Source organism: uncultured Marixanthomonas sp. (assembly GCF_963974425.1).
GTDB lineage: Bacteria > Bacteroidota > Bacteroidia > Flavobacteriales > Flavobacteriaceae > Marixanthomonas.
In genome coordinates this window covers 62,234-88,573 of sequence record NZ_CAXBCK010000002.1, presented here as the reverse complement: position 1 = coordinate 88,573, position 26,340 = coordinate 62,234, and the positions used below count along the sequence as shown (strand labels likewise).

The following is a 26,340-nucleotide window of genomic DNA, read 5'->3' as shown; positions in this document are numbered from 1 at the left end:
GAAAAGGTATAAGTGGACTTTAAAAAAGTCAGTTGTATTATGAAAAAACTAATCCTAAAAAATAGCAGTTACGAATACCTGCAACGTGGTTTTGGCGAGTGGCTCGGCATCCTCGGGTTCAATCCCAAGAGCGTTGAGGGAATGCCCATACGGATACGTGAATTTTTGCACTTTTTAGAAAGCAAGAACATCAACCACATTACACATTTAAACCAACAGCACTACAAAGATTATTACGATCATATTTACACCCGGGCGAACCAAAGGCGTGGCGGTGGCTTGAGCAACGTGTACATCAACCAGCACTTGCAGGCCATCGAAAAGTTCTTACAGTTCCTGCACCACAAAGGCGTTACCAAACTGCCACACTTGGGCATCCCATTGTTGAAGATCAACAAAAGGGAAATCACGGTATTGTCACAGGAAGAAATAAAGCTGCTCTATAAGGCCACCCGTAGCGAAGTGGACACGATAAAAGCCGAAGCCCTGCAAGCGAGGGACAGGGCAATGCTGTCCGTTTATTACGGTTGCGGACTGCGAAGGGAAGAAGGTGCTTTTTTGGAACTGGGCGACATCAACCTTGACAGGCGTGTACTGCACGTGCGCAGGGGGAAAAATTACAAAGAGCGTTTTGTCCCCTTTAGTAAACCCAACACAAAAACCTTCGAGGAATATATCTATGACCACCGGCCACTGTTGGCCAAGTCCAAGAACCAGGGCAAACTCTTTTTGAACCGTTTTGGCAAACCCCTCAGCGGTGGCGGATTGTACGTACGGTTAAAACTGTTGCAATTAAAGATAGACGATATCGAACTACAGGCAAAAACCATCGGGCTGCACACCCTGCGCCACAGCATCGCAACGCACCTTCTGGAAGCAGGGATGCCCCTTGACAGGATAAGCCGTTTTCTGGGTCATTCTTCATTGGAAAGCACACAGATCTATACACACCTAATCGATAAAAAAGATGGCGACATTTAAACATTACTTGGAAAGCCTTGGCCTCAGCAAAAGCACGATAACGGGCTATAACAATTATGTGCTCGATTTTATCAGTTGGTTGGACATGGACAACACCGAAGCCGAGAACGTAACGGCAAAGGAACTCACGGGCTATCTTCACAAGCTACAGGGACAGGGATTGCAGAACAAGACGAAGGCCATACGGCTCAACTGCCTCAAGCACTTCTTCAACTGGCAGATACAATGCAACAAAAGAAATGACAACCCCGCAAAACACATCAAAATAAGAGGAACAAAAACCAAGAAACTTCACGACATTTTTAGCCTCGCAGAACTGGAAAAACTCTACAACGATTATAAAGTGCCCGATGAAAATGATAAACGAAATAAAAGGAACTGGTGGCAAGAACACCTGCTCACACGAAAGCGGAGTAAAGTGGCTTTAGGGCTGTTGGTGTATCAAGGGCTGACGACTGCCGAAATAGACCGAATGACCGAAAGGGACCTGCACCTTCGGGAAGGAAAGATATTTATAAAAGGTGCCAAGAAATCCAATGAACGGACATTGGAGCTCAAACCCCACCAGATTATGGACCTGATGGAATACACCTTGCAGGTGAGGCAACAGCTCTTACAGCTATCGGGCAAGACCACGGAACAATTATTCGTGAGCAAGGGAAAGAGCTTACAGTCCAACAATAACTGGAAACGGCTCAGCCAAGTAATTAGAGAGGACAATAAAAAGTTCACGAATTTTAAGCAAGTCCGGGCGTCGGTCATTACCCATTGGTTGGGAATTTACAACCTTAGACAGGTTCAATATATGGCAGGGCACAAATACGTGAGCTCGACCGAAAGCTACTTGGTGAACCGGTTGGAAGACCTTCAAAGTGACATAGACAAATACCATCCAATGCTGTAAAGCAACCTAAGAGGTTGCAACGGTATTGTCTATGAGTGCCCGTCCCTTATGGGGTTTTTGCACAACAGCAACCTAAGAGGTTGCACTTTTTAAGGCTGAATTCTAAAAATTAGTTTTTTTTATATAGAAAAGTAAATATAGGCGTATCGTTCTTTAGGAAGGAATATATCCCAAAAATTGAAGAAATTATACCGATGAACTGCCAAATATCCATACCTCAAATATACAAAAATCCCCACAAAATAAAACCCAGTTTTTTCGTGCCTCAAAAGCCCCTGTCCTTTATCCTGTTCCGCCCGCCACACTTCTGCATTTTGTTGGCTTGCCAAACCGCCCGCACAGCACATTGCATGTTTTGTTCAAAGCCGCCTATTGAATGAACACCTGTACCACAAAAATGCAAAGAGCTGTTGCCACCGCCGAAAGCCAAAAAATGCCCCCAAGCAAAGTTACATAACGCAGGAGCTTTATGGTACACACGAAAAGAACGGTACGGTAAAAATCAAAAACAGAGGGCGTGTAGCCATAAATTGCGTTATGTAAAATTGCCGACCTGCCCCAGCACCGTCCACGGAAAGACCTTCGGATTATGAACCCGGCGTACTGGACGGCCAGTGTCCCTATCCACAAAAATCCATTGGACTTAAAATCCAACGTGCCAATCCTTGTGGCGCTCTACGCCGCTGGGCTAACCATCCCGATAGCGGCGGAAAGCCCAACGCCCCTTCCGCCACCCTTCCCGCCCCTATCGGGACGGAAAAAAGGGGCAACGGACTGAAAATCCGTGTGCCCTTAAAAAACACCATCCAAACATCTTATCCCAAAATTCAGAAAAAACAATAAAGAAATTTTTTATCAAGAATCCGTTCATCAAAACTGCGTTCACATCTTTTTTAAAGCAGATTATCCTATCTAACTTTGCAACGTTACTTACTGTTAAACAGTATATTAATCCTTCCTGAAGTTTTTGTCACAACCTTTTACAAGACCATATCCTACCTTCGTTTGGAAGGTCCGGAAAACCGATGTCCTTTTTTTATTTACAGAAAAACTAAACTTTTATCAAGCCCCGTCATATATATAAATGAAGGGCTTTAAAAAAACTGAAGCCAAAAACTGTGTTGACATTGTTACATAAAAACACAGATAGAATAATAACCACAAAAAAATAGGGTCAAATATGGATCAAAAAATAAAAGAAACAAAAATGGAACGGAAATTTAAATTTAAAATCAATATAGAGATGAGCAGTAAATCAAGGAAAAAGAACAAAGGAAGAAAACCGTCCGTCAACTGGTGGATGGTCAAGAAGCTCGTGACGATAGCTTTTGTCATAATCAAGATAATGATTACATAAATATCAGTATATTTATGGTATGGAAGGATGGACGTTCTTTGATGATTTTTTTGACAGGTGCTCTAGGGCAAAGGGCAAAAGCGGCCAGGAAATATGTTAGGTTCGTACAAGTACGGGTTCCAGGGACAGGAAAGACAGGATGAACTCAATTTAGGCTGGGAATCTTTTAAGTACAGAAATTATAATCCTGCCATTGGAAGGTTTATGAACATCGATCCCCTGGCTGAAGATTACTCATATCAATCACCTTATAATTTTGCTGAAAATAAAGTGATTGCAAACTTTGAGTTAGAAGGATTGGAGGCTGTTAGCATCCATACGAGGGCTTTTGCACCTTTTAAAAGTTTTGGCGGAGGATTTTCAGGTGATGGAGCAAATAGAAGATTTACAACTTCACAAAATGTAACATCAAGAATGAAGCAAGCGGTTAACATTGATTTTAATCAAAGTACGCCTGCCGTTTCTGGTGGAACGCAAACGAGTGACTCAACACACCATCCACTTTTAGGGACAGATACTGCCCCAAGCAGAAATGCTTTGAAAAATGTGCAAATCGGAGAAACAAGTACTGGAGCAAAACAAGTTAGTTTCCAATCGGAAATGGAAGGGGCAAACCCACTCACACCTGCATTTGCCACACCAAATATAGATGTTGATGGAGCTTTTTCAATATCATCTAATCAAGAAACGGGTGTTTTGAGTATATCTGCAAACATAAGTGGAGATAACTTTCCCTCTACTGAAAGCTTCATTACCGATAGTGCAGGAAACTCTGTGTTTGTAGGTGTTAGTGCATTGCAAGGAAATCCTGCATCTAGTCTTTCAGGCGAAGGTGGAACCGAAATGATTAATACTGACATTCAAATAAACTTTAACTCTGACGGTGTCTTTCAAAATGTGAATTACAATGGACAGGAGTATAATATATCAGATTATAATAAAATGTTTGAAGATCAAAACCCAAACGGCAATTAAGAAATGAATACTTTTATAAAATACTTCTTTATAGCTTTAGTAATCTCTTCATTGGTGTTATATGTAGCAACAATAAAAGAAGGTGTTGAGACACTTGACTTGGAAGGCGGTTACTTCAAAAATATAGGCAAAACTTTTGAATACTTCTTTTTATGGGTCATACCCTATTGGTGGTATATTTTAATTGGGGCATCTACAATTTTAGGGGTTATAGCAGCCTTAGTAATCAAGAAGTTGAAATAAACAAGCCCACTCTTCGAAGTAGGCTTTTGTATCTCACAGCACGGTAGGTAGTGTCCCAAAAAATTAACCGCCCACCGAGGCGGTTTTTTTATGCCCTAAAGCGCCGCCACATTTTTATTAAAGAAATCCTTGAACTTGGATTTTGTGAGCATACTGTCGATAATGCGGAACAGGGCTTTTTTATCTTCTTCTTCCAGTTGCTGTATCAGGTTGATACGCTCTGAAACCGTTTTATCGACTACCGTTACTTCTTCGGGAACATCGCCCTTCATATGCACGAGCTCGTCAAGGGACACGCCAAAATACTTGGCGAGCCTGTCGGCCACTTCTATCGAGACATCGCGTTCCCCTTTTTCCATCTTGGAATAGTTGGACGGGTGGACGCCCACGGCGTTGGCGACTTCCTTCTGCAACAGTCCCTTTTGTTCCCTGAAGGTTTTTATGTTCTCTGCTAAGTTCATAGGCTTTACTATCTGAAACACCACAAAAATAGTCAAAACGTACAATTTTATCAACATTATAATCAATTTGTATATTTATAATTGTCAATATGGAATTAAATAAATAACTTTGTAATAGTCAAATTGTCTAAAAATAGTTTTGTATGCTCGAGACCACCAATCAAGAACAACTGATATATGAGAACGACCTGTTACAATTAACGGTCTTGGGCGGTATCAAGCTGGAAGGGCTGGACAGGATGCGTGTCACGGTAAAACTACAGTTGCAAGAGAGCAGTCGCCCGCCCGTGCGCCACAACCTTGACCTGTACAACGACAACCAACTGGAAAAGTTCATCCGCAAGTGTGCCGAGAAACTGGAAATAGGCACGTCCGTCATATCGGCAAGCCTCTACGAGCTGACCGAGGAACTTGAAAGATACCGCATCCAGAGGATAAAAGAGGTCGAGGGCGAACTAAAGCCAGCCCACAAAAAACTAACGCCCGCGGAACAGGAAAAGGCAGAGGCATTTTTAAAAGAACCGGATTTACTAAAGCGTACGAATGACCTTATCGGAAAATCTGGTGTCATCGGCGAAGAGATAAACAGATTGTTAATGTACATCATCTTCACGAGCCGGAAACGGGAACAGCCGTTGCACGTGATAAGCCTTGGGAGTTCCGGTACGGGAAAGACCCACTTGCAGTCGGCCGTGGGCGAGCTCATCCCCGAGGAAGAGCGGGTCAGCATCACGACACTATCGGAAAATGCCTTTTACTACTTCGGCAAACAAGAACTAAAGAACAAAGTGATATTAATAGAGGACTTGGACGGTGCGGAGAATGCGCTCTACCCACTTCGCGAACTACAGACCAAAAAACGCATCGTAAAGACCATCGCCAGTAAGAACAACAAAGGCGAGACCCAGACAAAATACCTTGTCGTGGAAGGCCCTGTGTGCGTTGCGGGATGCACCACCAAGGAACATATCTACGAGGACAATGCCAACCGCAGTTTTTTGCTCTACCTCGATGAAACGGAAGCACAGGACAAAAAAATAATGGACTACCAGCGCGCCGTGTCGGCGGGACAGATAAACACCTACGGCCAACGGGAAATACAGGAATTTTTACAGGACACACAGCGCATACTGAAACCCATAAAGATCATCAACCCCTTTGCCAATATGCTCAACCTGCCCCAATCAGTATTTAAACCGAGAAGGACAAATAATCACTACTTACAGTTCATTGAAGCGATAACTTTTTACCACCAATATCAAAGAGAAAAAAAACACGACAAGGAAACGGGCGAGGAATTTATAGAGGTCGCCATAGAGGACATCGAGAACGCAAACCTACTCTTAAAGGAAATCCTGTTGCGCAAAAGTGATGAACTAACAGGAAGCTGTAGAAATTACTTGGAGGAACTTAAAGCATACTTAGAATCAAAGAAGAAGAAACAATTTACAGCCCTTGAAATCAGAAAGGTATTACGGTTGCCCAAGACCACCCAATGGCGCTACCATAAACAATTGAACGATAGTTACCTTATCAAGAAAGTGGCCAAGAAAGGAAAGCAGGCCAACCGTTTTGAGCTGACCGATGAAAAGGAATACAGGGAACTCGAAGCACAGATACAAAATGTACTGGACGAGTGCCTCGACAAGATTAAATCGTCTGTGGCGACCCGCCACGGTTCCACCGTTCCAAACCGTTCCAAACGCAAAACGGAACGGTCAAAGGCAAAAAAGACAGCGAGTTAGGCCAACCGTTCCAGCGTTCCACGAAAAGGTATAAGTGGACTTTAAAAAAGTCAGTTGTATTATGAAAAAACTAATCCTAAAAAATAGCAGTTACGAATACCTGCAACGTGGTTTTGGCGAGTGGCTCGGCATCCTCGGGTTCAATCCCAAGAGCGTTGAGGGAATGCCCATACGGATACGTGAATTTTTGCACTTTTTAGAAAGCAAGAACATCAACCACATTACACATTTAAACCAACAGCACTACAAAGATTATTACGATCATATTTACACCCGGGCGAACCAAAGGCGTGGCGGTGGCTTGAGCAACGTGTACATCAACCAGCACTTGCAGGCCATCGAAAAGTTCTTACAGTTCCTGCACCACAAAGGCGTTACCAAACTGCCACACTTGGGCATCCCATTGTTGAAGATCAACAAAAGGGAAATCACGGTATTGTCACAGGAAGAAATAAAGCTGCTCTATAAGGCCACCCGTAGCGAAGTGGACACGATAAAAGCCGAAGCCCTGCAAGCGAGGGACAGGGCAATGCTGTCCGTTTATTACGGTTGCGGACTGCGAAGGGAAGAAGGTGCTTTTTTGGAACTGGGCGACATCAACCTTGACAGGCGTGTACTGCACGTGCGCAGGGGGAAAAATTACAAAGAGCGTTTTGTCCCCTTTAGTAAACCCAACACAAAAACCTTCGAGGAATATATCTATGACCACCGGCCACTGTTGGCCAAGTCCAAGAACCAGGGCAAACTCTTTTTGAACCGTTTTGGCAAACCCCTCAGCGGTGGCGGATTGTACGTACGGTTAAAACTGTTGCAATTAAAGATAGACGATATCGAACTACAGGCAAAAACCATCGGGCTGCACACCCTGCGCCACAGCATCGCAACGCACCTTCTGGAAGCAGGGATGCCCCTTGACAGGATAAGCCGTTTTCTGGGTCATTCTTCATTGGAAAGCACACAGATCTATACACACCTAATCGATAAAAAAGATGGCGACATTTAAACATTACTTGGAAAGCCTTGGCCTCAGCAAAAGCACGATAACGGGCTATAACAATTATGTGCTCGATTTTATCAGTTGGTTGGACATGGACAACACCGAAGCCGAGAACGTAACGGCAAAGGAACTCACGGGCTATCTTCACAAGCTACAGGGACAGGGATTGCAGAACAAGACGAAGGCCATACGGCTCAACTGCCTCAAGCACTTCTTCAACTGGCAGATACAATGCAACAAAAGAAATGACAACCCCGCAAAACACATCAAAATAAGAGGAACAAAAACCAAGAAACTTCACGACATTTTTAGCCTCGCAGAACTGGAAAAACTCTACAACGATTATAAAGTGCCCGATGAAAATGATAAACGAAATAAAAGGAACTGGTGGCAAGAACACCTGCTCACACGAAAGCGGAGTAAAGTGGCTTTAGGGCTGTTGGTGTATCAAGGGCTGACGACTGCCGAAATAGACCGAATGACCGAAAGGGACCTGCACCTTCGGGAAGGAAAGATATTTATAAAAGGTGCCAAGAAATCCAATGAACGGACATTGGAGCTCAAACCCCACCAGATTATGGACCTGATGGAATACACCTTGCAGGTGAGGCAACAGCTCTTACAGCTATCGGGCAAGACCACGGAACAATTATTCGTGAGCAAGGGAAAGAGCTTACAGTCCAACAATAACTGGAAACGGCTCAGCCAAGTAATTAGAGAGGACAATAAAAAGTTCACGAATTTTAAGCAAGTCCGGGCGTCGGTCATTACCCATTGGTTGGGAATTTACAACCTTAGACAGGTTCAATATATGGCAGGGCACAAATACGTGAGCTCGACCGAAAGCTACTTGGTGAACCGGTTGGAAGACCTTCAAAGTGACATAGACAAATACCATCCAATGCTGTAAAGCAACCTAAGAGGTTGCAACGGTATTGTCTATGAGTGCCCGTCCCTTATGGGGTTTTTGCACAACAGCAACCTAAGAGGTTGCACTTTTTAAGGCTGAATTCTAAAAATTAGTTTTTTTTATATAGAAAAGTAAATATAGGCGTATCGTTCTTTAGGAAGGAATATATCCCAAAAATTGAAGAAATTATACCGATGAACTGCCAAATATCCATACCTCAAATATACAAAAATCCCCACAAAATAAAACCCAGTTTTTTCGTGCCTCAAAAGCCCCTGTCCTTTATCCTGTTCCGCCCGCCACACTTCTGCATTTTGTTGGCTTGCCAAACCGCCCGCACAGCACATTGCATGTTTTGTTCAAAGCCGCCTATTGAATGAACACCTGTACCACAAAAATGCAAAGAGCTGTTGCCACCGCCGAAAGCCAAAAAATGCCCCCAAGCAAAGTTACATAACGCAGGAGCTTTATGGTACACACGAAAAGAACGGTACGGTAAAAATCAAAAACAGAGGGCGTGTAGCCATAAATTGCGTTATGTAAAATTGCCGACCTGCCCCAGCACCGTCCACGGAAAGACCTTCGGATTATGAACCCGGCGTACTGGACGGCCAGTGTCCCTATCCACAAAAATCCATTGGACTTAAAATCCAACGTGCCAATCCTTGTGGCGCTCTACGCCGCTGGGCTAACCATCCCGATAGCGGCGGAAAGCCCAACGCCCCTTCCGCCACCCTTCCCGCCCCTATCGGGACGGAAAAAAGGGGCAACGGACTGAAAATCCGTGTGCCCTTAAAAAACACCATCCAAACATCTTATCCCAAAATTCAGAAAAAACAATAAAGAAATTTTTTATCAAGAATCCGTTCATCAAAACTGCGTTCACATCTTTTTTAAAGCAGATTATCCTATCTAACTTTGCAACGTTACTTACTGTTAAACAGTATATTAATCCTTCCTGAAGTTTTTGTCACAACCTTTTACAAGACCATATCCTACCTTCGTTTGGAAGGTCCGGAAAACCGATGTCCTTTTTTTATTTACAGAAAAACTAAACTTTTATCAAGCCCCGTCATATATATAAATGAAGGGCTTTAAAAAAACTGAAGCCAAAAACTGTGTTGACATTGTTACATAAAAACACAGATAGAATAATAACCACAAAAAAATAGGGTCAAATATGGATCAAAAAATAAAAGAAACAAAAATGGAACGGAAATTTAAATTTAAAATCAATATAGAGATGAGCAGTAAATCAAGGAAAAAGAACAAAGGAAGAAAACCGTCCGTCAACTGGTGGATGGTCAAGAAGCTCGTGACGATAGCTTTTGTCATAATCAAGATAATGATTACATAAATATCAGTATATTTATGGTATGGAAGGATGGACGTTCTTTGATGATTTTTTTGACAGGTGCTCTAGGGCAAAGGGCAAAAGCGGCCAGGAAATATGTTAGGTTCGTACAAGTACGGTTACAATGGGAAGGAACGGCAGGAGGAACTTAATCTAAATTGGATTGATTATGGTGCACGTAACTACGATGCGGCACTGGGCAGATGGATGAACATTGATCCTCTTGCTGAAGATTATTTTGATAATAGTCCATATAATTATGTGGCAAATACGCCGTTAATTGCTTATGATCCCGATGGTAAAAGAATAGCAATTGTTGGAGATAAAGATTATAGACAACAGGTTTTGGCTAAATTAATTTCATTAGCTTTAGCTTCTGAAACTGGAGCAGCACAGTTAAATGCAACTATTAAATCCGATAATACTTTAACCTTTTTTGACCCCGAGAGTGATTTTGACAATTTAAATATGTCTGATGCGGACAAAAACGGAAATAGGTCAGTAGGTTTTTCAATTGATAAAGAAAATAAAAGCCTTGATGCAGAGAATGGAAGAAACGGCAAAGAATTAGCATCAAACTCCAATACCAAAATAGGGCATGAGTTAGCCCATTTTAATAATGATTACGAAGGTATCTTAATTCAAAACGGTAGACAGATGAGAAATCCATTTGACGCAAGTGAGGTTCAAGCAGTCGAAGTTGAAAACCAAATTCGTAAAGAACTCGGAATGTACGAAAGAACACATTATGGCGGTGTCAATGTATATGGAATGTCAACTAAGCAAACCCAGTATGCGGGATATTATGAATTGACAAGAAAGAGTAGTTATGCTCAAATAGCTAAGGATAATGTAAATAGGAGCCAAATCATAAAGGGAAAAGGGTTTAAAATTTCCACTCAGGGTGTAGGTACGTATAGTTATAGACATAGAAGATTACTTCCATTTGTCAAAAAACCTGTACCAAATGAAGAAACAAGTATTGAAAAAACCAACTAAAATGAAAATTTTCTGTATATTTATTACATTGCTTACCCTTACTTCTTGTTTGGAAAGAAGTGAACCTTTTATTGATATAGATAGTTCAACTTGGAATAAAGAAACTATTGATTTTGCTTTTCAACACTGTGATTTAAATAAAAATTCTTATAACCAAATAGGAATACCTCCTATTTATAATTCTGAAAATGAAACAATAACCCTTAAAGAGGATTTAGAAAGCATATTAGAAGTTAGAAATATCTTTATTGATACCCTTTTAGGTTTAAATTTACGATATCAAGAGAACGGTCATATAACGATAGATGAAATCTATGATAAATCATCAGAACTTAATTTTATTAGTTCTTCATTTAAAGTCTATCCAAGTTCTGGTAAAGCATATTCATTTTCTTTTTTTTCTAAGAATAGTGTCGAAGTAGAAGAAATAGAGAATGTAAATCCTGACGAAATTACTTTAATAAACAATGAGAGATGCATTAATGATTTAACCCCAGGATATCCCCTAGACCTAATTGTTATTAAATCAACTATTGAAAAAAAAGAAAAAGAAGAAACAATCTATAATATAGAGCATATGGCTTTTGGCTCTACAAGCCATTAACAAGTTCTTATGCATACACCCCAGTAATGTCCCAAACAGGTGCTTTTTGACAGTAAATAGTTTTAGCAACTGTATATCATTAATTTACAAAAATAATAAGACTTGTTTTCAGGGCTTATTCTATTCATTGAAATATAGAAAACGTCTTAGAGGCTATATGGTAAGACTTCTATATTCCTAAGTGGCTCAAAATGGTGCTTAGCTATATTTGCAGATGAATTGTAAAAACTGCAACCAAGCTAATTGTATAAAAAAAGGAAAACGAAATGGGAGATAACGGTTTTTTTGCAAAAATTGTTTTTCTTCATTTCAAGACTCATATCGCTATAAAGCCTACCAACCCACAACCAATACCCTAATTATAAAACTGTTGAAAGAAGGCTGTGGCGTGTTAAGTATTCCAAGGATCATTGGTATATCCAAAAACACAGTGCTTTCCCGAATGTTGAAATTAAGCAAACAAATTACAGCTTCAGACTTATCAAAATTTGGATACAAATATGAGCTTGATGAAATGTGGACATTTATAAAAATGAAAGAGGATTTTACTTGGATCACGTATGCCATCGAAAGAGACTCCAAAAATGTAGTTGGTTTTTTAATTGGAAGTAAATCTAAAGCAAATATCAGACCCCTTGTGGAAGAAATATTATTGCTCAGCCCATAACTGATTTATACAGATAAATTGAATATATATCCAAGTCTTATCCCGAAAGAAATTCATAAGGTATTTAAATATTGTACTAACAAAATTGAACGCAACAATTTAACCTTACGGACTCATGTAAAAAGATTGGCTAGACGAACCATTTGTTTTTCTAAAGATGAAAAATACCTTGAAGCACATCTTAAGATATACTTTTGGAGGTAACAATACAAATTAAATTTTCAGTTTTCTACTTTTGAGGATTGCCGAAAAAAGTGTAATGTTCAAACCTCTTAGAAGAGTTTCGTTCAAAGGAAGGTGTTTTTATGAAATAAGAACTTGAAATAATTATATTAAAACTACTCGATGAAAAATAACAAGGAATGTTCCCTTGGAAGTGCTCAAAAGTATCTGGGCACAACAACAGGAGCATTCAAAAGGAAAAAGCGAACTATAAAAAATAACTTTTAGAACTTTTCTTATGACATATTGACGCTTTTGAATTAATGGCTAATATTTTGATAATTGATTAACATAATTATTAAATATTTTTGTGAAATTTTTATAACTGGCAAACTATTCGGTAATTCAAATAGCTTATCAGTCTTGAAGGTTTTGAGTTCGAAATCTACGAAGACTGGCTTCTCTTCGATGGTATGAAGCTGATTAAACAATATAATCGATGAGCAATAGGAAAAAATATCACGTAACTCAAAGAGAAGATGGAAGTTGGCAAGGTAAAAAAGTTGGAGGAGAGAGAGCCTCGTTTATAGCTGATACCAAAGCCGAAGCGGTTCAACGTATGTCCGAAATCGGAAGAAATCAGAATAATACGTCTGTACGTATTCACAAAACTGATGGAAAATTTCAAGAGGAAAGAACCTATGGAAATGATCCACACCCACCCGATGGATAATTATACCCAATTCAAAAAGGACGATTTTTAAATCGTCCTTTTTTATTGATATTGAGGTCTTAGGGGTTTACCCTAAAAAGAGCTTATGACGTCACAATGCAATCTTGCCTTTGATGTCCTAAAAGATTGCCAACGGAGTTTGCTATCGACTCAGATGACATCCGAAGACACGATGTCTTTTTATATTGCACTCATCAAAGTAATATAAAAGATATTGGCCAATGAAGGACAATACCTTTTTAAATAGTTGTGTTAATAAAGATAAGCTTATAAGGTGGTATAAACATAAGTTTCTGGTATCCACAAATTAGTAATGATTATTAATTACTTTTATAATTATGTAAACAGTTAATCACAACCGAAATACTAATGAGGTTTCTACTTGAGAATGTACCATACAACGAACCTGATGATAGCGTTACTTCAAATCAGCAGAACGGAAACGAAGCAGAGGTTCTTGGAGCCGCTAATCTTCTGCGAGCTATGGGGGCAGAAGTTAGTTGGGGTAGTAGAAATGAAGACGGTCGAAAAATTGATTTAATTGCTTCCTATGACCACCCTTGGATTAAAAAGGAAAGAGTCTTGATTCTAGTGCAAGTAAAATCTGGACCAACATATGGAGAAAAAACAGTTGATGGATTTAAACTATTTTCTGCATCTAAGAAAGCAGTAATGCGAACCTCACATCCCATTTGTTTGATTTGGATCGACAGAGAGATTCAATGTAATTATTGGGCTTATATACATCCTCATTCAACACCATCTAATCAGACTTACAAAGATAATCATAGGATTTCTCCGCCTATGAGATTTGACATTGCAAGAAGTCAATCTAAGTTCATACCAAATAAGCAAGGTGGTAAGGGCGTCATTATGCCATTCGGAGACTTTTCGGATTTAAAACAGAGAAGGTCAACCGTTCTCAACGAATACAAGTCCTTAAAAAACAAAAACCTCGTCAATCCCAATCTAGGTATAGTTGAAATTACTCGTATTGGATGGAGACATATGTTTAGGAAAAATAGGGCTGCCCAAAATAAAGAATCCAGTCTCGTTGTAATTCCATATTTAGAAAAAATCATTCAGGATAAACCTACTTCTATTTACGTTTCGGATTTAATAAACAAGGCTCAAGATAATTATAAATACAGAAGAAGCGAGTACGTTCTCTCCTATGAAGACGTAAAACTTTTCAAAGCTGGAGCAACCAATAGTGTTAAAGTTGTTATTAGGCTAATTGAAGAGATTAGATGGCCAGAGGATTGGATTTCAAATGCCTACTTAAGTCAACTTATAGATAGGAAAGTAAGTCTTCTTAGTAGTTATTATAAAGAGTGAGAGCTGCCAGTACTTGCAAATAAAGTTTGTCATTAATTTATAAAAACCTGACATTTTCACTTGATAGCGCACTGGTTAGTAGCTCTCGGTACAAAGATAAAAAAAAGTAGCGTCTTGAAAAAGCTATAATTAATGAAGATGATAACCATAAATTGAAAAAAATAAATATAAACAAACAATTCGGTAAGCGAAAAGTGGTGTACTTTTCAATTCTACCCAACAATATTTAGCAAAGTGAAATCTTCAACAAGAAAAATTGATAATAATAAAGACTTCGATACTGAATTAAATTTCATTAAGAGAATAGATGCAATTGAAAATATTGAGTTAAAAGAAGCTAATACTAGCGATCTATTTGCTTTATTGAATAGAGGAGAACTTAAATTTAAACTTGAAATAAGCAATATCTTTTCAGAGAACGATAATCTTCAAGAACTTTCTTTTTCACTTGAAAATAAAACCTTCATAGTTAAAGAGTTTAATGATGTGGGCAAGAAAACAAAAATATCTTCAGAAAGTGGTGTCCAACTTCTTACATCTATTGAATTAGACACATTTCACTCAACCGCATTCAAAAAGAAAGGGCGTTATAAATCATTTTACCCTGTAGAATTGAAAGATGTTAAAACCTTTCATAATGAATTTGAAACGGTAACCTATCAAAGAAACGGCATTGAACATTTTTATGATTGCCTAAGGATTACTATCGAAAAGCGTAAATATGATTTGACTCAAATCAAAGATGAAAATCGAGGGTATTATGTGTTTGAGTGTTTGCAAGATCAAAATTTTGAAGATTTTTCAGACGCATGTTACTCAATTCAACAAGCCGTAGGATTTATAAATAAACTAATGGTCGGTGGAGAAAAATTCATTTTTGATGGTAATGGTGAGTTTTATTATTCAAATTTTATCAGACCGACCCTTAGAGGGTTGTATTCTCCAATATTTTCAAATCCCTATTCAAAAATGGATATTGAAAGAAAGGTTGCAGAAAAAATGGTTAATAAGTTGTCAAGAATTTCACTTGAGGACTTATCGAGCCTAACAACTCGAATACATCAAAACCCTGTGTTCTCGGTAGTAATTTTAATAATCTTAGAATCAACTTCAATCGCATCTTTGTTGCTAATACCCTCATCATTTGCCGTAATTATTGAACAGCTTTCCAAACATCTGAATGTTGAAGAAATTGGGCTTGATAAGCCAATTGATGATCCAGAGTTAGAGTCCACTATAATTGACCAGTTACATCAGGTTATCGACCAAAACAAAAAAGATTTAACCCCCGAAAATATCCTAAAACTCAAAAGAAGGCTTAATGGCATCAATAGGCCTATGAATAAAAGAGCGTTGACCAATAACGAGAAACTTACTCGACCTTTTGAACAACTAGGAATAGATTTGACTTTACATGATATTTCCATAATTGAGCATCGAAATGATCTGTTCCATGGGAACGTTCTTCTAAATACAAAACAGAGCAGAGATGAAGAAACCACTAACTTGTATATGGCTTATGTTTCTGCAAAACTGTTTACACTTATAAGTAAGCTAATTTTGAAGAGCATTGGGTATAGTGGTTATATTTACAATCAAGCTAAGTATTTAGAAAAAAAACTTGATTTGAAAACCAATGAACAATATTTCGACAAGATATAAATACCGTTTTGCCTCATTTAAAATAACATTAAAAACTGAAAATAGAGAATACCCGAATAGAAGTTGATACGCAATCCATCAATCCAATGCTTAAAATCCAAGTGAATTTGGAGTTTCCGTATGCATCAGAAATTCCTGTCTCAATATCAGGGAAATTATGCCACCAAAACGGAAAAATACTGTCTGTACTTACAGAATATGAACTAAATAGTGATAACGATTTCGGATTAACCTTAAAAACCGAACAGGAAAAAAAGTCAAAAGAAAACGATCAAAACCGACATAATATCCAATTAAGTGCTTTGCTTTCTTCCTTGGTTATCCAATCAATCGAAGAACAACGAGAAAAAACCAAAAACAAATCTGTTGAATTTTATATCGAATTTATTGTTAAAACATTAAATCAACCTGCAAGTTTAGATAATCTCCAAGGTAATGACTTAGTTCGTCTGAATATAGAAAGAAAGCACTCAAGAATTAAAGTTGAACAAAGTGATTGGGTAACCAACTTCGCTCCAAAATTGGGTATTGGGAGTTTTTTGTTATTAGAACTGAACGTAGCCGAAAATAATGTTTCAGATTTCTGGAAAGATCTTACCCAATTGCTCAAATCCAGTATTTTGGAGATGGAAAGAAATATAAGACTTGGAGAATGGAAAAAAACAATAGAATATTCAAGACAATTTTTTGACGGACTAAATATTAAGAACAATAGAAATACGGACGCACCGTTCGAAAAGAAATTAAAAGAGGTGCTCATAGCGGAACAGCATAACGAAGAAGGAATTAACAACTTACTGAAAGCGATAAAGTCTTTATTCGATTTTACCTCAAAATATGTCCATCCAAAAGATAGGTCTGGAATTGTCAAGCCATATCCGAATGCAGGAAAAGAAGATGCATATCTTGTTTATACCCTATCTATAGGATTGTTCAATTTAATAAATAGTAAAATTCTAAAGTAACGTGAAAAGTACGAGGCAAACCGGGCATCGCTACATTTCTTCTTTTGAGATATATGTGTAAAATAATATTGTAGCCAGCATGAGATGATAGAGAATTTGCATCCAATATCATAAATTTTCCTACCTTTATAGTTCAATTTATTACTGACTCCCTAGTTACTTTCTGAATGCGGGAAACCGTAACTCTCGATAAATTAGTTTATCTAATTTGCCTTATTGATATATACTTAAATAATACTATTATGCCAATTTTAAAAGACATTATTGAATGGGTGGAAGATAAACCAAAGTTTTGGCAATATGCCGTTAACCGCATCATTCGGAACAAGAACCTTACTGAAGCTGATATCATTGAGCTGGTTGAAATATGCAAAGCTGATTATGAAATCTCGGATTCTGAATTTGAAGATGTAGATATCGAAGCCTTAAAAGAAATAGTAGACAGTTCTGAGTTGGAGCAAAGTGTAAAACTGGTAAAAATTAATGAAAATAAGAATATTAATGCGCTCAAGGATGATTCCGAATTGACTTTTGCTGAAACCGGTGTGACGGGAATTTATGGCGATAATGGTTCGGGAAAATCAAGCTATGTGAGCATACTAAAAAACACCTGTAATACTCGAGGGGATTTACCGACCATCAACCACAACTTATTTGACCCTGATAGTGAGAGCAAGGTACAAATTGCGAAGGTAGGGTATGAAAAGGAAGATGGATCTACCGGTACGGTTATCTTAGAGGATGGTGAAATTGATAGTTCTGTTCTAATGGCTATTGATGTTTTTGACACATCAAGTGCAAACCATTATATCGAGGGCGAAGATGAAATTGCTTTTATTCCCTCTGGCTTGGTTGTTTTAGAGAAACTTGCACAAGCATGTAATAGTGTTGACGAAAAAATAGATGAAGAAAAAAGTCGTCTAGGAGCTACGGCTTTTGACTATTCTTTTTTGATGGATGACTTTGGAACTGAAGTCTCAAAGTTTCTTGAGGGGATAAATGAACATACCAAGGAGGAAGAATTAGAGTCGCACTCAAACCACACTGAAGAATCTGAAGAAAAAATAAAAAAACTTTCCGAAAAAATATCTAAATTAAAGGCTACCGACCCGGCTAAAGAGATTAAGGAGAATAACCAAAAGGTAAAAAGATTTAAAACATTAAAATCAAGATACCAAGCCGTAGATACTGCATTTTCTGAAAAATCACTGAACTCGGTGAGAGATTATATCAATGAGTTTATTATCGCCTCAAACGCTTCAAAAACTGCATCACAAAAAGCATTTTCTAATTTACCTATCGAAGATGTAGGTGGTGATAGTTGGAACAGGCTTTGGGAAAGTGCAAGAAGGTTTTACAACCAAGTCAATGATGATGACGAATTCCCCAACACTGATGACGATGCTACCTGTCCTCTATGTTTACAGGAATTGGGCGATGAGGCCAAGAAACGATTTTTAAATTTTGAAGAATTTGTAAAAGCAGATTTACAGGAGCAATTGGAAAAATCGACTGAAAAACTTCAAAAAGCAAAGGAATACTATGAGAACCTAGACTTCGATTTTTCTCAATACCCACCGACCATTGAGGAAATAGAGGATATTTCTGAAGGATTTGAAGATTTACAAAACTCGTATCACGCAACGTTGGAAACAGAGAGAGATAAAGTAGTTAACCTCATTGGAGCTTTAAAAAATATTGAAACAATACCAAAAGTGGAATTTGAACACACGCCAGTAGATATAATAGATATACTAATAGCTGATTTTGAGAAAAGCAATGAACGTCTTTCCAAGGTTTCTATAGAGAAAGAGCTTTCGCCTCTTGAAAAAGAGCATAGAAACTTATTGGCCATTAAAGAACTATACAAACATCAACAAAAAGTTATTGGTGAGATAGCCCGAAAGAAAAGGGTGGTCAGTTTAGATAGTTGCTTGTCACAATGCAATACTAGGAACGTCACTCTTTTTAGCAACAGCTTAGCTGAAAAATATGTAACAAATACCTTAAAAGATAATTTTAAAGATGAACTGAAACATCTGGGATTTAAAAATATCGAAGTAGCTGCAGGCATGAGGGGCCAGAGAGGTAAGCAATACCATTATCTTCAGTTAGATACCTCCTATGGAAAGGGTCTAAGTCTTAAAGACATATTGAGTGAAGGGGAGCATAGATGTATTTCCTTAGCGACTTTCTTGTCTGAACTCTCACTATCTGAACATAAATCTGCCGTAATCTTTGACGATCCTGTGTCATCCCTCGACCACAAATGGCGAAGTAAAATTGCCAAAAGAATAGTACAAGAAGCCCTTGAGCGACAGGTCATTGTTTTTACCCACGATATTACATTTTTGATGATGCTTCAGGAAGAATCTGAAAAAGGGGCTGGCCCCATTGAAGTTAAAAGTCTGACTCGAAAGAAAACAGAAACAGGAATTCCTGCTGAGAATCCACCTTGGGATGCGCTTAATGTTAAAAGACGTATAGGAACCTTGAACAATTATCACCAGAAACTTGATAAGATTGAGCGTACTGAAACTGAGGAAATGTACCGCAATAACGTAAAACCATTTTATGGAAAATTAAGAGAGACATGGGAGCGGCTTGTGGAGGAAATATTACTCAATATGTCCGTACAAAGATTTGGCAGGGAAATCCAAACACAAAGGCTTAAAAAAGTGATAGATATAACTAAAGAAGACTATGATATCATTGATGTAAATATGAAAAAATGCTCAACTTTTTTTGACGGTCACGATAGTGCTGGAGCTCTTATCGAAAGTTATCCTGATGCTGAAGAGGTAAAAGCAGATATCGAAATATTGGAAAACTATGTTATAGACTTAAGAAAACGCAGATAGTTAAACTATACGCAAGTTAAATATATAATTGGCTATATTCACGTTGATAAAAGCCTTCATCATTAAATCTCCTTAAATTAAGAGAGGTATAGATTAAATTCTTAGCCACAGCAAATGAATTGAGTTGATTTTTGAGTTGAACATAAAATAAAATAATTTTTTGATTACATCCAAGAAAAATGTAATTTTATATTTCCAAAAAATTATCAGAGATGGAAAAGAGTGACCTAAGACCAGTAGAAGTTAGTAGTATGTACATAAAAAATATTGATGAAGGCGGAGGAAGGGCAATCAAGAAGTTTCAAGGATTTTTCCACTGCTGGAACTTAATCGATGGTATCAATTACGCCGTAATTGAGGACATTGACGGCAATGTGGGACAATATGAGGCCAACAACATCAAATTTTTGGATAGGGAGATCAACTTAGATTAAAAATGTCAAGAATTTCTAATGTCTTCCAGCACCTCCAACCTTTTTTTAATTTCATATCGATAATGTACCAAACAGGTTCTTTCTATAAGCAATTTTTTTAGCAGTTGATTATCATTATAATACAGCGATATAAGGTGTAAAAACATATCTAATTCTATCTTTTAGAACTTTTAAAAATCTTTTATAACCTATTAAATAGGGTTTATTAACTCTACGTGGATTAAATTGGTGCTTGGGGATATATTAAAATTGGTTTTTAACTTGTTCTAAAATTGAGGTATAATAATTTCGATTAACCTATAATACCTGAGATTATAATTAATTCGTGATTAGAGTTAGCTCTTTTTATAATTGGTATATTTTCTATTTAAGAATTTCTTCTCTTATATAATTCTTAGTAGGAATGAGGTGCTTATCATCTTTCATTTCAATAACAGATTCTAGTATTTTTTCCCAACGTAAAGCCTGACAATTTCAGAGTTAACATTATTCTATATTGCCAATGCAATTTTCCATTTTGTATTATTCAACAGTTTAATTTTTTCTTTTTTATTGATTTCAGCAAGAAAAAAAATAACCTCAAATTCTTTTTGTTTTTTAAGTTTTTGTTCTATTATTGCCTATGTAAAAAACCTTGTTAAGTATTGTAAACACTGAATTTGTGCTGAAAAACAGAAAATTCAAATATTTGCAACGCAAAACATAAAATCTATGTTTTTTTAGCACTGAATTTTGGATTTAAATTTAGTTCTAATTGTATAGGGTGAAATATAAAAATAGAATTTGTAAGATTAATCGCATCATAAATAATTATCAATAGTGGTGATTTTATAATATAAAGAATACAAAATATATGCGTGAGCACATAAACGATTTAATAAGTGGATTAAAACCTGTAGAAGCAATCAATATCAATCGAAAGTTGGGTGAAGTGGACTTAAACTTTGGTATTATGCCTAAAATTGATAAATCTAGTTTAGGAGCATTTATATCTTATATGGCCATTGCTCAGTTAGATCAATATTCAGATTTAAAAAAGACCCGAAGTTTGTATGATATTTATGAGTCAGAACATTTTATGGATATCCATTTAAGTTGCTACTTCAGAAGGCTAATTCTACAATCAATTAACCAAATCCCAGAACTGATTGACCGTGTAGTTAAGATGGAGAATGTGAATTTAAAGCATTTTGAACAGACAAAAGAGATACAAAGTCTTGTATTTGAGCATTTGGTGAATCGCATATCATTTGAAAGAGAAATGGATTTAGCTGTATATCTATTACGAAACCACTACATAGGCCTATTCAACAGGTCTTTACAAACAACGCTTGATAATTTTTACCTTGAATTTAAAGAGTCTAATTTAGAGTTTGATAAGTTTTTTTTCGGTAGGATAGACAAGGTCAACTTTCGATTTTTAATGGATATTTCTGAATATGATATAGAAATAATTCATCTTGGCTTTATGATCGCATTTAGAATCCCTATTTCTTACAAAAGAGCAATAAAATTTTATACATATCTAGGTGCTTTTTATGATTTAGGTAGAAAAAATAGAATAATACAGAAGTTTATGGTAGACGATATTTTAAATCATGGTCTTGATTTAAATAAACAGCAGAATGTTGTTCCGGATAATCCAATAGAACCAGAAGAAACTAAAAAAAGAGGACCTAAACTATAATGGCAAATTTAGATAAAAATATAATCAAGGCTGCTGAAGAAGTAGCTTTTCAGGATAAAAATGCAGATGTAATATTTAATTACAAACCATCAGACTATAGCATCCTAAAGGCAATTGACATCAATGATAGCTTTACGGAAGAAGAGATGCAACATATTGCCTATGTAAATACAAGGACAATGTCATTAAGGCAAGCTCTAATAATACAGATTGAAGATCGTTTACATAGGGAGATAAAATTTGATACTATGGATTTTGAAGACCTATGTAATGTCTGTAATGTCATTTATAAAGGTGTTCTTAAGAATAGAGACAAGAAAAAATTAAACTATTCTTTGGAGTACTGTCATCCTCGATTGAATATAAGAGGAAAATACAGTTATGCTGCTTTTTTAAGATATTATGAACCCGCTTTATTAAAAGTTATTTTAATACGTAATCTTTATAAAATTAAGAACGAAATTCTACTCGATCTAGTTCTTATAATAAAAAAAGTACAATTATATCGCAGTTAAGTGTACAAAACTTCTCTGTACACCTAAATGAAAATTTTTTAAAACTCCACATTACATTTGACGGTATAATAATCTTAAATACTGTCAAGTTATGAACAACCCTAAATTAATGCTTATCACAGATCAAGGAGTACAAGAATTTGTTCCAAAATTTTTTTTGGACAAAGTAATCTCCGATCATCAAAAAGAAAGTCTTATAGATGATAAAAATGATCCCAATTTAAAAGAAGAGCAATTGGTAAAAAAGCTCTACACGATGGCGCAGGTAATAAAAATCTTTATGACCTCAAGACCTACAATTTATGCATGGATAAAAAAGGGATTACTACATCCAGTGACCATTGGAGGTCGTGTTTATTTTCGTCCATCAGATATTGACCAATTAATTGATGATCGTGGAAAAGAGGAATAATTTCTTCCCCTTTCTAAAATCAATTACAACTTCAAATTAAAAAGTCCAGCCCGGGATGACTTTTTAAATGTTTAAAATAATTTCAAAATAGAACAATCCAGACCTTGTAACTCATCTTGTTGAAGAATCTTAATAATACAGATAAACCAATCTAAAATTACTTATTTAAAGACTTTAAATAAGTAACAAAAGCTTACTAAATCAACAATGCCTGTAAGTAATAGCATTGGTTGAGGTAGCAAGTGGTGTCTTTGTACTCCCTATCGTACGTACAAAAACGGATTATTCGCTAAAGCTCATACAATGAAAAATAAAACCGAAAGAATACAATTACGCGTTTCACTTGAGGATAAGAATTCCATTGAAAAGATGGCCAGAAGTAAAAAAACAAACGTGAGTCACTTAATGGTACACTCAGTTTTAAATAAACCGATTTATATTAAATGGCAACCTGACATTTACGCAGAAGAATTAAAAAAAGAACTCTCAACCATAGGGCGAAATTTATTTCAATTAGTAAAATTAAGAAGAGTATATAAGTTTCCAGAAACGATGGCTCTTCAAAATAATATTGATGAAATAGAAAAAATGATGAAAAAAATAAACCACTATTATGATAGCAAAAGTAATTACTAGTGGGAGTATAAAGAGCCTTATGAAGTATTTAACGGATAAGGAATATAGTTTAGTTGATATGAATAAGGTGTTGATGAATGGTTCTTATAATCCTGTAGTGGAAGAGTTTACACGGTTGCAGAAACAAAATGTACGGTGTAAATCGCCGAACTTTCATATCATCTTATCTTTCGCAAAAGATGAAATTATCACACCTAAAATACAGAACGATATTTTACAGGATTTTATAAAGCAATTGGTAGGGCCTGACCAAATGTGGGTGGCTATTGAGCATCCAAAATCAGGTACTCATCAACACCTTCACATTGCAATGAACAGAATCCAGAGTAATGGTAAAGCACTTTCCAGTTCCAATACTGCTTATCGCTGCCTTGATATTTGTAGAAGATTGGAAAAGAAATATAATCTTCAGCAGCTGTCAAGTTTCAAAGGAGAAAATCAAAATATCAGGAAGGAGAAACTAAAAGAGATTATCAATGTGACCATCAGAAAAGTATCGAATATGAATGACTTTAAGGTCGAACTGCGTAAACATCAATTCAAGGTGTTGCAGGCAAGAGGAATTGCCTTTATTGATAAACAATGTGGCGCAAAAATTAAAGGAAGCGATTTAGGTAGAGAGTACAGCTTGATGTATATCAAAAAACGGATAGAAATGTATAGTGCTCTGAGAGCAGAGATGAATAGTGAAAGAACTCAACAACTTCCAGAAGGTATAGAACCAGAAGGAACATTGATAGCAGATATTGCCAACTTCACCGCATTTTTATTAAAGGATAGAACGAGGAGATCCTACCAACAAGAGGAATATGATCCAGAAAAAGAGCGCAAAAAACGAAAGAGACGGCGAGGACGAAGAATGTAATAATAACCAAAAAACTAACTATTATGGAATCAGAAAGTAATAAAAGACTAGTAGAAAAAATGGATATAATTGTGCATCATTTCTCTAAACTGGAAATTTCCGATCAGAATTTAACAAATGCACTTCAGAGTATTGATACAAGAGAAATAAGCAGTTTAAAAAATGAGTTAAGTTTATTTCCAAAAAAGATTAAGGCGTTTAATGAAAAACAGGAGAGTAATTATGAGAAAATACAGATAAGTCAAATGGTTCTTCAAGAATGTATAGATCGCTTATTTAATGATCTACCGAATGATGGTAAATTTATAAGCGAAATCAATTTTGGTGAAAAAACCTCAAAACGATTTTTAAAATTGGTTTTAGCGATATTTTTGGGGATTTATATTACTATTAGCATTGGCTACTTTGGGACAAGATACTATAAAGAGAGGCCTTATAAAAAAGCTTTTGAAAGCTTATATGATATTCCAGGAGAACAATCAAAACATATAATGAAAGTTGAATGGGAAAAAGTCAACGGAAATGAATATAAGCGTTAAAATTAAATAGCAAGGGGAATGAAAGTCCAATTTTATTTCCCTTGTTTATCCAAATTAAAATAGTAATCTTTATTCTTACGTAAAACAAATTCGGAATAGTCTCGAGGTAGGTTCAAGGGGTCTTCAGTATTTTCACCCTTATCAAAAATAAAGTCTACGCAAAGTTCAATTTCCCTATTATCTGATAACTGATTCAAGAGCTCTCTATAATTTTGTTCTAAAAGATTGTGGAACTGTACCATTGCAGATTTAGAATTATCACAGGAGCCTAGTATTGTTTCATCAGCAAAGAAATGATTGTCGTATAAAAAGTCTATTGAGTTTTCACCCAGTCCATCAGCATAACGCCACCGTGGGAATGTTAAATTAAGAAAATGAATCATCTCAATATAGATAGGGTCTGTGGTAAAATCTTTAATTTCAAGGCCAGGTGGTAAATCAATGTTTTCAATCATCTTGTGTTATTTTTGTACTACTATTTGTGCTCCTGTATGTACTCCTCTTTAATTATAGCAAGCATATTATAAAATTGAGTATTTTTAGAGGAAGAGGTTATATTTGATTCTTGGATAATCTTGGAAATCACTTTAGGATGAGACTGTGTTTTGCCATAGATATTTGCATAATATTCTTTAATCCCTTTTAGATTTATTTTTTCTTTTTTAAAGATAGAATTATTTTTCAGGTTTTTTAAATTTAGGGAACAATCTTCTTTTGGGACACGCTTTAAGGTGCCCTCTTTAAATCTCTTTGTAATTTCTACAGAGGCAATATGGGTGGCTTTATTATACATTTTTAAATGAATAGGGGCGTTTTCAGAAAATTGACCATTTGTCTCTGATCTCAATTTTTCTAAATAAAAATAAAATGCCTGTATGGAAGAATAACCAGCAAGCATATCGGCAACCATTTTATCTATATGTTTTAATTGATCCGGATTCATTTTTCTGTCAATATTTTTGTGCTACTTTATAAATTTTAAAAGAATCAAGGTCTGTCAAATATAATAAAAAATATAGCAAATTTGCTATATTTTATGATGTTACATCTTTCGAAATTGCTTGAGTGAAAACTCAAGAGGATAAAATATTTGTGAAAAAGTTTGGCAAGAACCTTCGTAAGGTTAGAAAATCCAAAAAAATATCAATGACGAAACTTGCCTTTGATTCAGGTTTGGAGTATTCTCAGATTAGTAGAATAGAATTAGGACAAATAAACACATCCATTGCGGCTGTTAATAGTATTGCGTTGGCTTTGAAGATAGAAACCAAGGAGTTATTTGATTTTTAATTAGTAAATAAAGTAGAAAAGTTAAGCTTCCCAAGCTTCCTTAA

The 26,340-nt window shown here is 36.4% G+C and carries 25 protein-coding genes and 1 pseudogene; 23 read left to right on the top strand and 3 right to left on the bottom strand.

Annotated features, from left to right (window positions below; genetic code table 11):
* The first annotated feature begins 39 nt into the window (after nt 1-39).
* From AACZ92_RS01115 to AACZ92_RS01100, 4 genes are all read left to right on the top strand, one after another.
* Nucleotides 40-981 carry a tyrosine-type recombinase/integrase gene (locus AACZ92_RS01115; RefSeq protein WP_339695970.1) on the top strand — a complete coding sequence of 314 codons (942 nt, stop codon included), beginning with the start codon at nt 40-42 and terminating at the stop codon, nt 979-981.
* Nucleotides 968-1,885, top strand: a complete 918-nt coding sequence (locus AACZ92_RS01110) for a tyrosine-type recombinase/integrase (protein WP_339695967.1) — start codon at nt 968-970, stop codon at nt 1,883-1,885. Before AACZ92_RS01115 ends, AACZ92_RS01110 begins: the two co-directional genes overlap by 14 nt.
* Nucleotides 1,886-3,335: 1,450 nt before the next feature.
* Complete coding sequence (locus tag AACZ92_RS01105; protein ID WP_339695982.1) at nt 3,336-4,217, top strand: RHS repeat-associated core domain-containing protein; 882 nt, start codon at nt 3,336-3,338, stop codon at nt 4,215-4,217.
* Nucleotides 4,218-4,220: 3 nt separating this feature from the next.
* Nucleotides 4,221-4,460 (top strand): hypothetical protein, encoded by a 240-nt coding sequence (locus AACZ92_RS01100; RefSeq protein ID WP_339695979.1) that lies wholly within the window; start codon nt 4,221-4,223, stop codon nt 4,458-4,460.
* A 95-nt stretch (nt 4,461-4,555) separates the two neighbouring features.
* Here AACZ92_RS01100 and AACZ92_RS01095 read toward each other — a convergent pair whose 3' ends face one another.
* Entirely contained in the window at nt 4,556-4,921 is a 366-nt protein-coding gene (locus AACZ92_RS01095) for a helix-turn-helix transcriptional regulator (RefSeq protein ID WP_339695976.1), read from the bottom strand.
* Nucleotides 4,922-5,064: 143 nt separating this feature from the next.
* Here AACZ92_RS01095 and AACZ92_RS01090 point away from each other — a divergent pair, with 143 nt between their 5' ends.
* The 18 genes and pseudogenes from AACZ92_RS01090 (at nt 5,065) to AACZ92_RS01005 (ending at nt 25,006) form a co-directional block, all read left to right on the top strand.
* Complete coding sequence (locus AACZ92_RS01090; RefSeq protein WP_339695973.1) at nt 5,065-6,666, top strand: hypothetical protein; 1,602 nt, start codon at nt 5,065-5,067, stop codon at nt 6,664-6,666.
* Nucleotides 6,667-6,727: 61 nt separating this feature from the next.
* Nucleotides 6,728-7,669 carry a tyrosine-type recombinase/integrase gene (locus tag AACZ92_RS01085; RefSeq protein WP_339695970.1) on the top strand — a complete coding sequence of 314 codons (942 nt, stop codon included), beginning with the start codon at nt 6,728-6,730 and terminating at the stop codon, nt 7,667-7,669.
* Complete coding sequence (locus tag AACZ92_RS01080; RefSeq protein ID WP_339695967.1) at nt 7,656-8,573, top strand: tyrosine-type recombinase/integrase; 918 nt, start codon at nt 7,656-7,658, stop codon at nt 8,571-8,573. Before AACZ92_RS01085 ends, AACZ92_RS01080 begins: the two co-directional genes overlap by 14 nt.
* 1,450 nt (nt 8,574-10,023) lie before the next feature.
* The gene (locus AACZ92_RS01075) at nt 10,024-10,926 is read left to right on the top strand and encodes an RHS repeat-associated core domain-containing protein (protein ID WP_339695964.1); all 903 of its coding nucleotides are present in this window, start codon (nt 10,024-10,026) and stop codon (nt 10,924-10,926) included.
* Nucleotides 10,895-11,530, top strand: a complete 636-nt coding sequence (locus AACZ92_RS01070; RefSeq protein ID WP_339695961.1) for a hypothetical protein — start codon at nt 10,895-10,897, stop codon at nt 11,528-11,530. Before AACZ92_RS01075 ends, AACZ92_RS01070 begins: the two co-directional genes overlap by 32 nt.
* 331 nt (nt 11,531-11,861) lie before the next feature.
* Nucleotides 11,862-12,401: pseudogene (locus AACZ92_RS01065) on the top strand (IS1 family transposase); the annotation flags it as partial.
* A 457-nt stretch (nt 12,402-12,858) separates the two neighbouring features.
* On the top strand, nt 12,859-13,092 hold the full coding sequence (locus tag AACZ92_RS01060) for a DUF2188 domain-containing protein (protein ID WP_339695959.1): 234 nt from the start codon (nt 12,859-12,861) through the stop codon (nt 13,090-13,092).
* Nucleotides 13,093-13,461: 369 nt separating this feature from the next.
* A complete protein-coding gene (locus AACZ92_RS01055; RefSeq protein WP_339695956.1) occupies nt 13,462-14,430 on the top strand; it encodes a hypothetical protein in 969 nt (322 codons plus the stop codon).
* A 234-nt stretch (nt 14,431-14,664) separates the two neighbouring features.
* Nucleotides 14,665-16,092: a hypothetical protein gene (locus AACZ92_RS01050; RefSeq protein ID WP_339695953.1), complete on the top strand. Its 1,428-nt coding sequence runs from the start codon at nt 14,665-14,667 to the stop codon at nt 16,090-16,092.
* Between the two features lie 86 nt (nt 16,093-16,178).
* A complete protein-coding gene (locus tag AACZ92_RS01045; RefSeq protein ID WP_339695950.1) occupies nt 16,179-17,057 on the top strand; it encodes a hypothetical protein in 879 nt (292 codons plus the stop codon).
* Nucleotides 17,058-17,299: 242 nt separating this feature from the next.
* Nucleotides 17,300-19,918, top strand: a complete 2,619-nt coding sequence (locus AACZ92_RS01040; RefSeq protein WP_339695948.1) for an AAA family ATPase — start codon at nt 17,300-17,302, stop codon at nt 19,916-19,918.
* Between the two features lie 212 nt (nt 19,919-20,130).
* Entirely contained in the window at nt 20,131-20,352 is a 222-nt protein-coding gene (locus AACZ92_RS01035; RefSeq protein ID WP_339695945.1) for a hypothetical protein, read from the top strand.
* 853 nt (nt 20,353-21,205) lie between these two features.
* Nucleotides 21,206-22,039 (top strand): hypothetical protein, encoded by an 834-nt coding sequence (locus tag AACZ92_RS01030; protein WP_339695942.1) that lies wholly within the window; start codon nt 21,206-21,208, stop codon nt 22,037-22,039.
* Nucleotides 22,039-22,554 (top strand): hypothetical protein, encoded by a 516-nt coding sequence (locus AACZ92_RS01025; protein ID WP_339695939.1) that lies wholly within the window; start codon nt 22,039-22,041, stop codon nt 22,552-22,554. Before AACZ92_RS01030 ends, AACZ92_RS01025 begins: the two co-directional genes overlap by 1 nt.
* Before the next feature lie 91 nt (nt 22,555-22,645).
* A complete protein-coding gene (locus AACZ92_RS01020; RefSeq protein WP_339695937.1) occupies nt 22,646-22,966 on the top strand; it encodes a helix-turn-helix domain-containing protein in 321 nt (106 codons plus the stop codon).
* 303 nt (nt 22,967-23,269) lie between these two features.
* Complete coding sequence (locus tag AACZ92_RS01015; RefSeq protein WP_339695934.1) at nt 23,270-23,602, top strand: hypothetical protein; 333 nt, start codon at nt 23,270-23,272, stop codon at nt 23,600-23,602.
* Nucleotides 23,580-24,467, top strand: coding sequence for a relaxase/mobilization nuclease domain-containing protein (locus AACZ92_RS01010; protein WP_339695931.1), 888 nt, complete (start codon nt 23,580-23,582; stop codon nt 24,465-24,467). The genes AACZ92_RS01015 and AACZ92_RS01010 overlap by 23 nt, the downstream gene beginning before the upstream one ends.
* Before the next feature lie 23 nt (nt 24,468-24,490).
* The gene (locus AACZ92_RS01005) at nt 24,491-25,006 is read left to right on the top strand and encodes a hypothetical protein (RefSeq protein WP_339695928.1); all 516 of its coding nucleotides are present in this window, start codon (nt 24,491-24,493) and stop codon (nt 25,004-25,006) included.
* A gap of 32 nt (nt 25,007-25,038) precedes the next feature.
* Here AACZ92_RS01005 and AACZ92_RS01000 read toward each other — a convergent pair whose 3' ends face one another.
* Nucleotides 25,039-25,461 (bottom strand): hypothetical protein, encoded by a 423-nt coding sequence (locus AACZ92_RS01000; RefSeq protein WP_339695925.1) that lies wholly within the window; start codon nt 25,459-25,461, stop codon nt 25,039-25,041.
* Between the two features lie 20 nt (nt 25,462-25,481).
* A complete protein-coding gene (locus tag AACZ92_RS00995; RefSeq protein ID WP_339695922.1) occupies nt 25,482-25,949 on the bottom strand; it encodes a hypothetical protein in 468 nt (155 codons plus the stop codon).
* A 122-nt stretch (nt 25,950-26,071) separates the two neighbouring features.
* Here AACZ92_RS00995 and AACZ92_RS00990 point away from each other — a divergent pair, with 122 nt between their 5' ends.
* On the top strand, nt 26,072-26,296 hold the full coding sequence (locus tag AACZ92_RS00990) for a helix-turn-helix transcriptional regulator (RefSeq protein WP_339695919.1): 225 nt from the start codon (nt 26,072-26,074) through the stop codon (nt 26,294-26,296).
* Nucleotides 26,297-26,340: the final 44 nt, after the last annotated feature.

What these genes read in the sequence shown, in the direction of transcription:
- AACZ92_RS01000 (WP_339695925.1), bottom strand. Translation starts at nt 25,461, where the DNA reads ATGATTGAAAACATTGATTTACCACCTGGCCTTGAAATTAAAGATTTT.
- AACZ92_RS01115 (WP_339695970.1), top strand. Translation starts at nt 40, where the DNA reads ATGAAAAAACTAATCCTAAAAAATAGCAGTTACGAATACCTGCAACGT.
- AACZ92_RS01020 (WP_339695937.1), top strand. Translation starts at nt 22,646, where the DNA reads ATGAACAACCCTAAATTAATGCTTATCACAGATCAAGGAGTACAAGAA.
- AACZ92_RS01005 (WP_339695928.1), top strand. Translation starts at nt 24,491, where the DNA reads ATGGAATCAGAAAGTAATAAAAGACTAGTAGAAAAAATGGATATAATT.
- AACZ92_RS01080 (WP_339695967.1), top strand. Translation starts at nt 7,656, where the DNA reads ATGGCGACATTTAAACATTACTTGGAAAGCCTTGGCCTCAGCAAAAGC.
- AACZ92_RS01025 (WP_339695939.1), top strand. Translation starts at nt 22,039, where the DNA reads ATGGCAAATTTAGATAAAAATATAATCAAGGCTGCTGAAGAAGTAGCT.
- AACZ92_RS01095 (WP_339695976.1), bottom strand. Translation starts at nt 4,921, where the DNA reads ATGAACTTAGCAGAGAACATAAAAACCTTCAGGGAACAAAAGGGACTG.
- AACZ92_RS00995 (WP_339695922.1), bottom strand. Translation starts at nt 25,949, where the DNA reads ATGAATCCGGATCAATTAAAACATATAGATAAAATGGTTGCCGATATG.
- AACZ92_RS01015 (WP_339695934.1), top strand. Translation starts at nt 23,270, where the DNA reads ATGAAAAATAAAACCGAAAGAATACAATTACGCGTTTCACTTGAGGAT.
- AACZ92_RS01090 (WP_339695973.1), top strand. Translation starts at nt 5,065, where the DNA reads ATGCTCGAGACCACCAATCAAGAACAACTGATATATGAGAACGACCTG.
- AACZ92_RS01045 (WP_339695950.1), top strand. Translation starts at nt 16,179, where the DNA reads ATGCTTAAAATCCAAGTGAATTTGGAGTTTCCGTATGCATCAGAAATT.
- AACZ92_RS01110 (WP_339695967.1), top strand. Translation starts at nt 968, where the DNA reads ATGGCGACATTTAAACATTACTTGGAAAGCCTTGGCCTCAGCAAAAGC.
- AACZ92_RS01030 (WP_339695942.1), top strand. Translation starts at nt 21,206, where the DNA reads ATGCGTGAGCACATAAACGATTTAATAAGTGGATTAAAACCTGTAGAA.
- AACZ92_RS01010 (WP_339695931.1), top strand. Translation starts at nt 23,580, where the DNA reads ATGATAGCAAAAGTAATTACTAGTGGGAGTATAAAGAGCCTTATGAAG.
- AACZ92_RS01040 (WP_339695948.1), top strand. Translation starts at nt 17,300, where the DNA reads ATGCCAATTTTAAAAGACATTATTGAATGGGTGGAAGATAAACCAAAG.
- AACZ92_RS01070 (WP_339695961.1), top strand. Translation starts at nt 10,895, where the DNA reads ATGAAGAAACAAGTATTGAAAAAACCAACTAAAATGAAAATTTTCTGT.
- AACZ92_RS01085 (WP_339695970.1), top strand. Translation starts at nt 6,728, where the DNA reads ATGAAAAAACTAATCCTAAAAAATAGCAGTTACGAATACCTGCAACGT.
- AACZ92_RS01060 (WP_339695959.1), top strand. Translation starts at nt 12,859, where the DNA reads ATGAGCAATAGGAAAAAATATCACGTAACTCAAAGAGAAGATGGAAGT.
- AACZ92_RS01055 (WP_339695956.1), top strand. Translation starts at nt 13,462, where the DNA reads ATGAGGTTTCTACTTGAGAATGTACCATACAACGAACCTGATGATAGC.
- AACZ92_RS01105 (WP_339695982.1), top strand. Translation starts at nt 3,336, where the DNA reads ATGTTAGGTTCGTACAAGTACGGGTTCCAGGGACAGGAAAGACAGGAT.
- AACZ92_RS01100 (WP_339695979.1), top strand. Translation starts at nt 4,221, where the DNA reads ATGAATACTTTTATAAAATACTTCTTTATAGCTTTAGTAATCTCTTCA.
- AACZ92_RS01075 (WP_339695964.1), top strand. Translation starts at nt 10,024, where the DNA reads ATGTTAGGTTCGTACAAGTACGGTTACAATGGGAAGGAACGGCAGGAG.
- AACZ92_RS01035 (WP_339695945.1), top strand. Translation starts at nt 20,131, where the DNA reads ATGGAAAAGAGTGACCTAAGACCAGTAGAAGTTAGTAGTATGTACATA.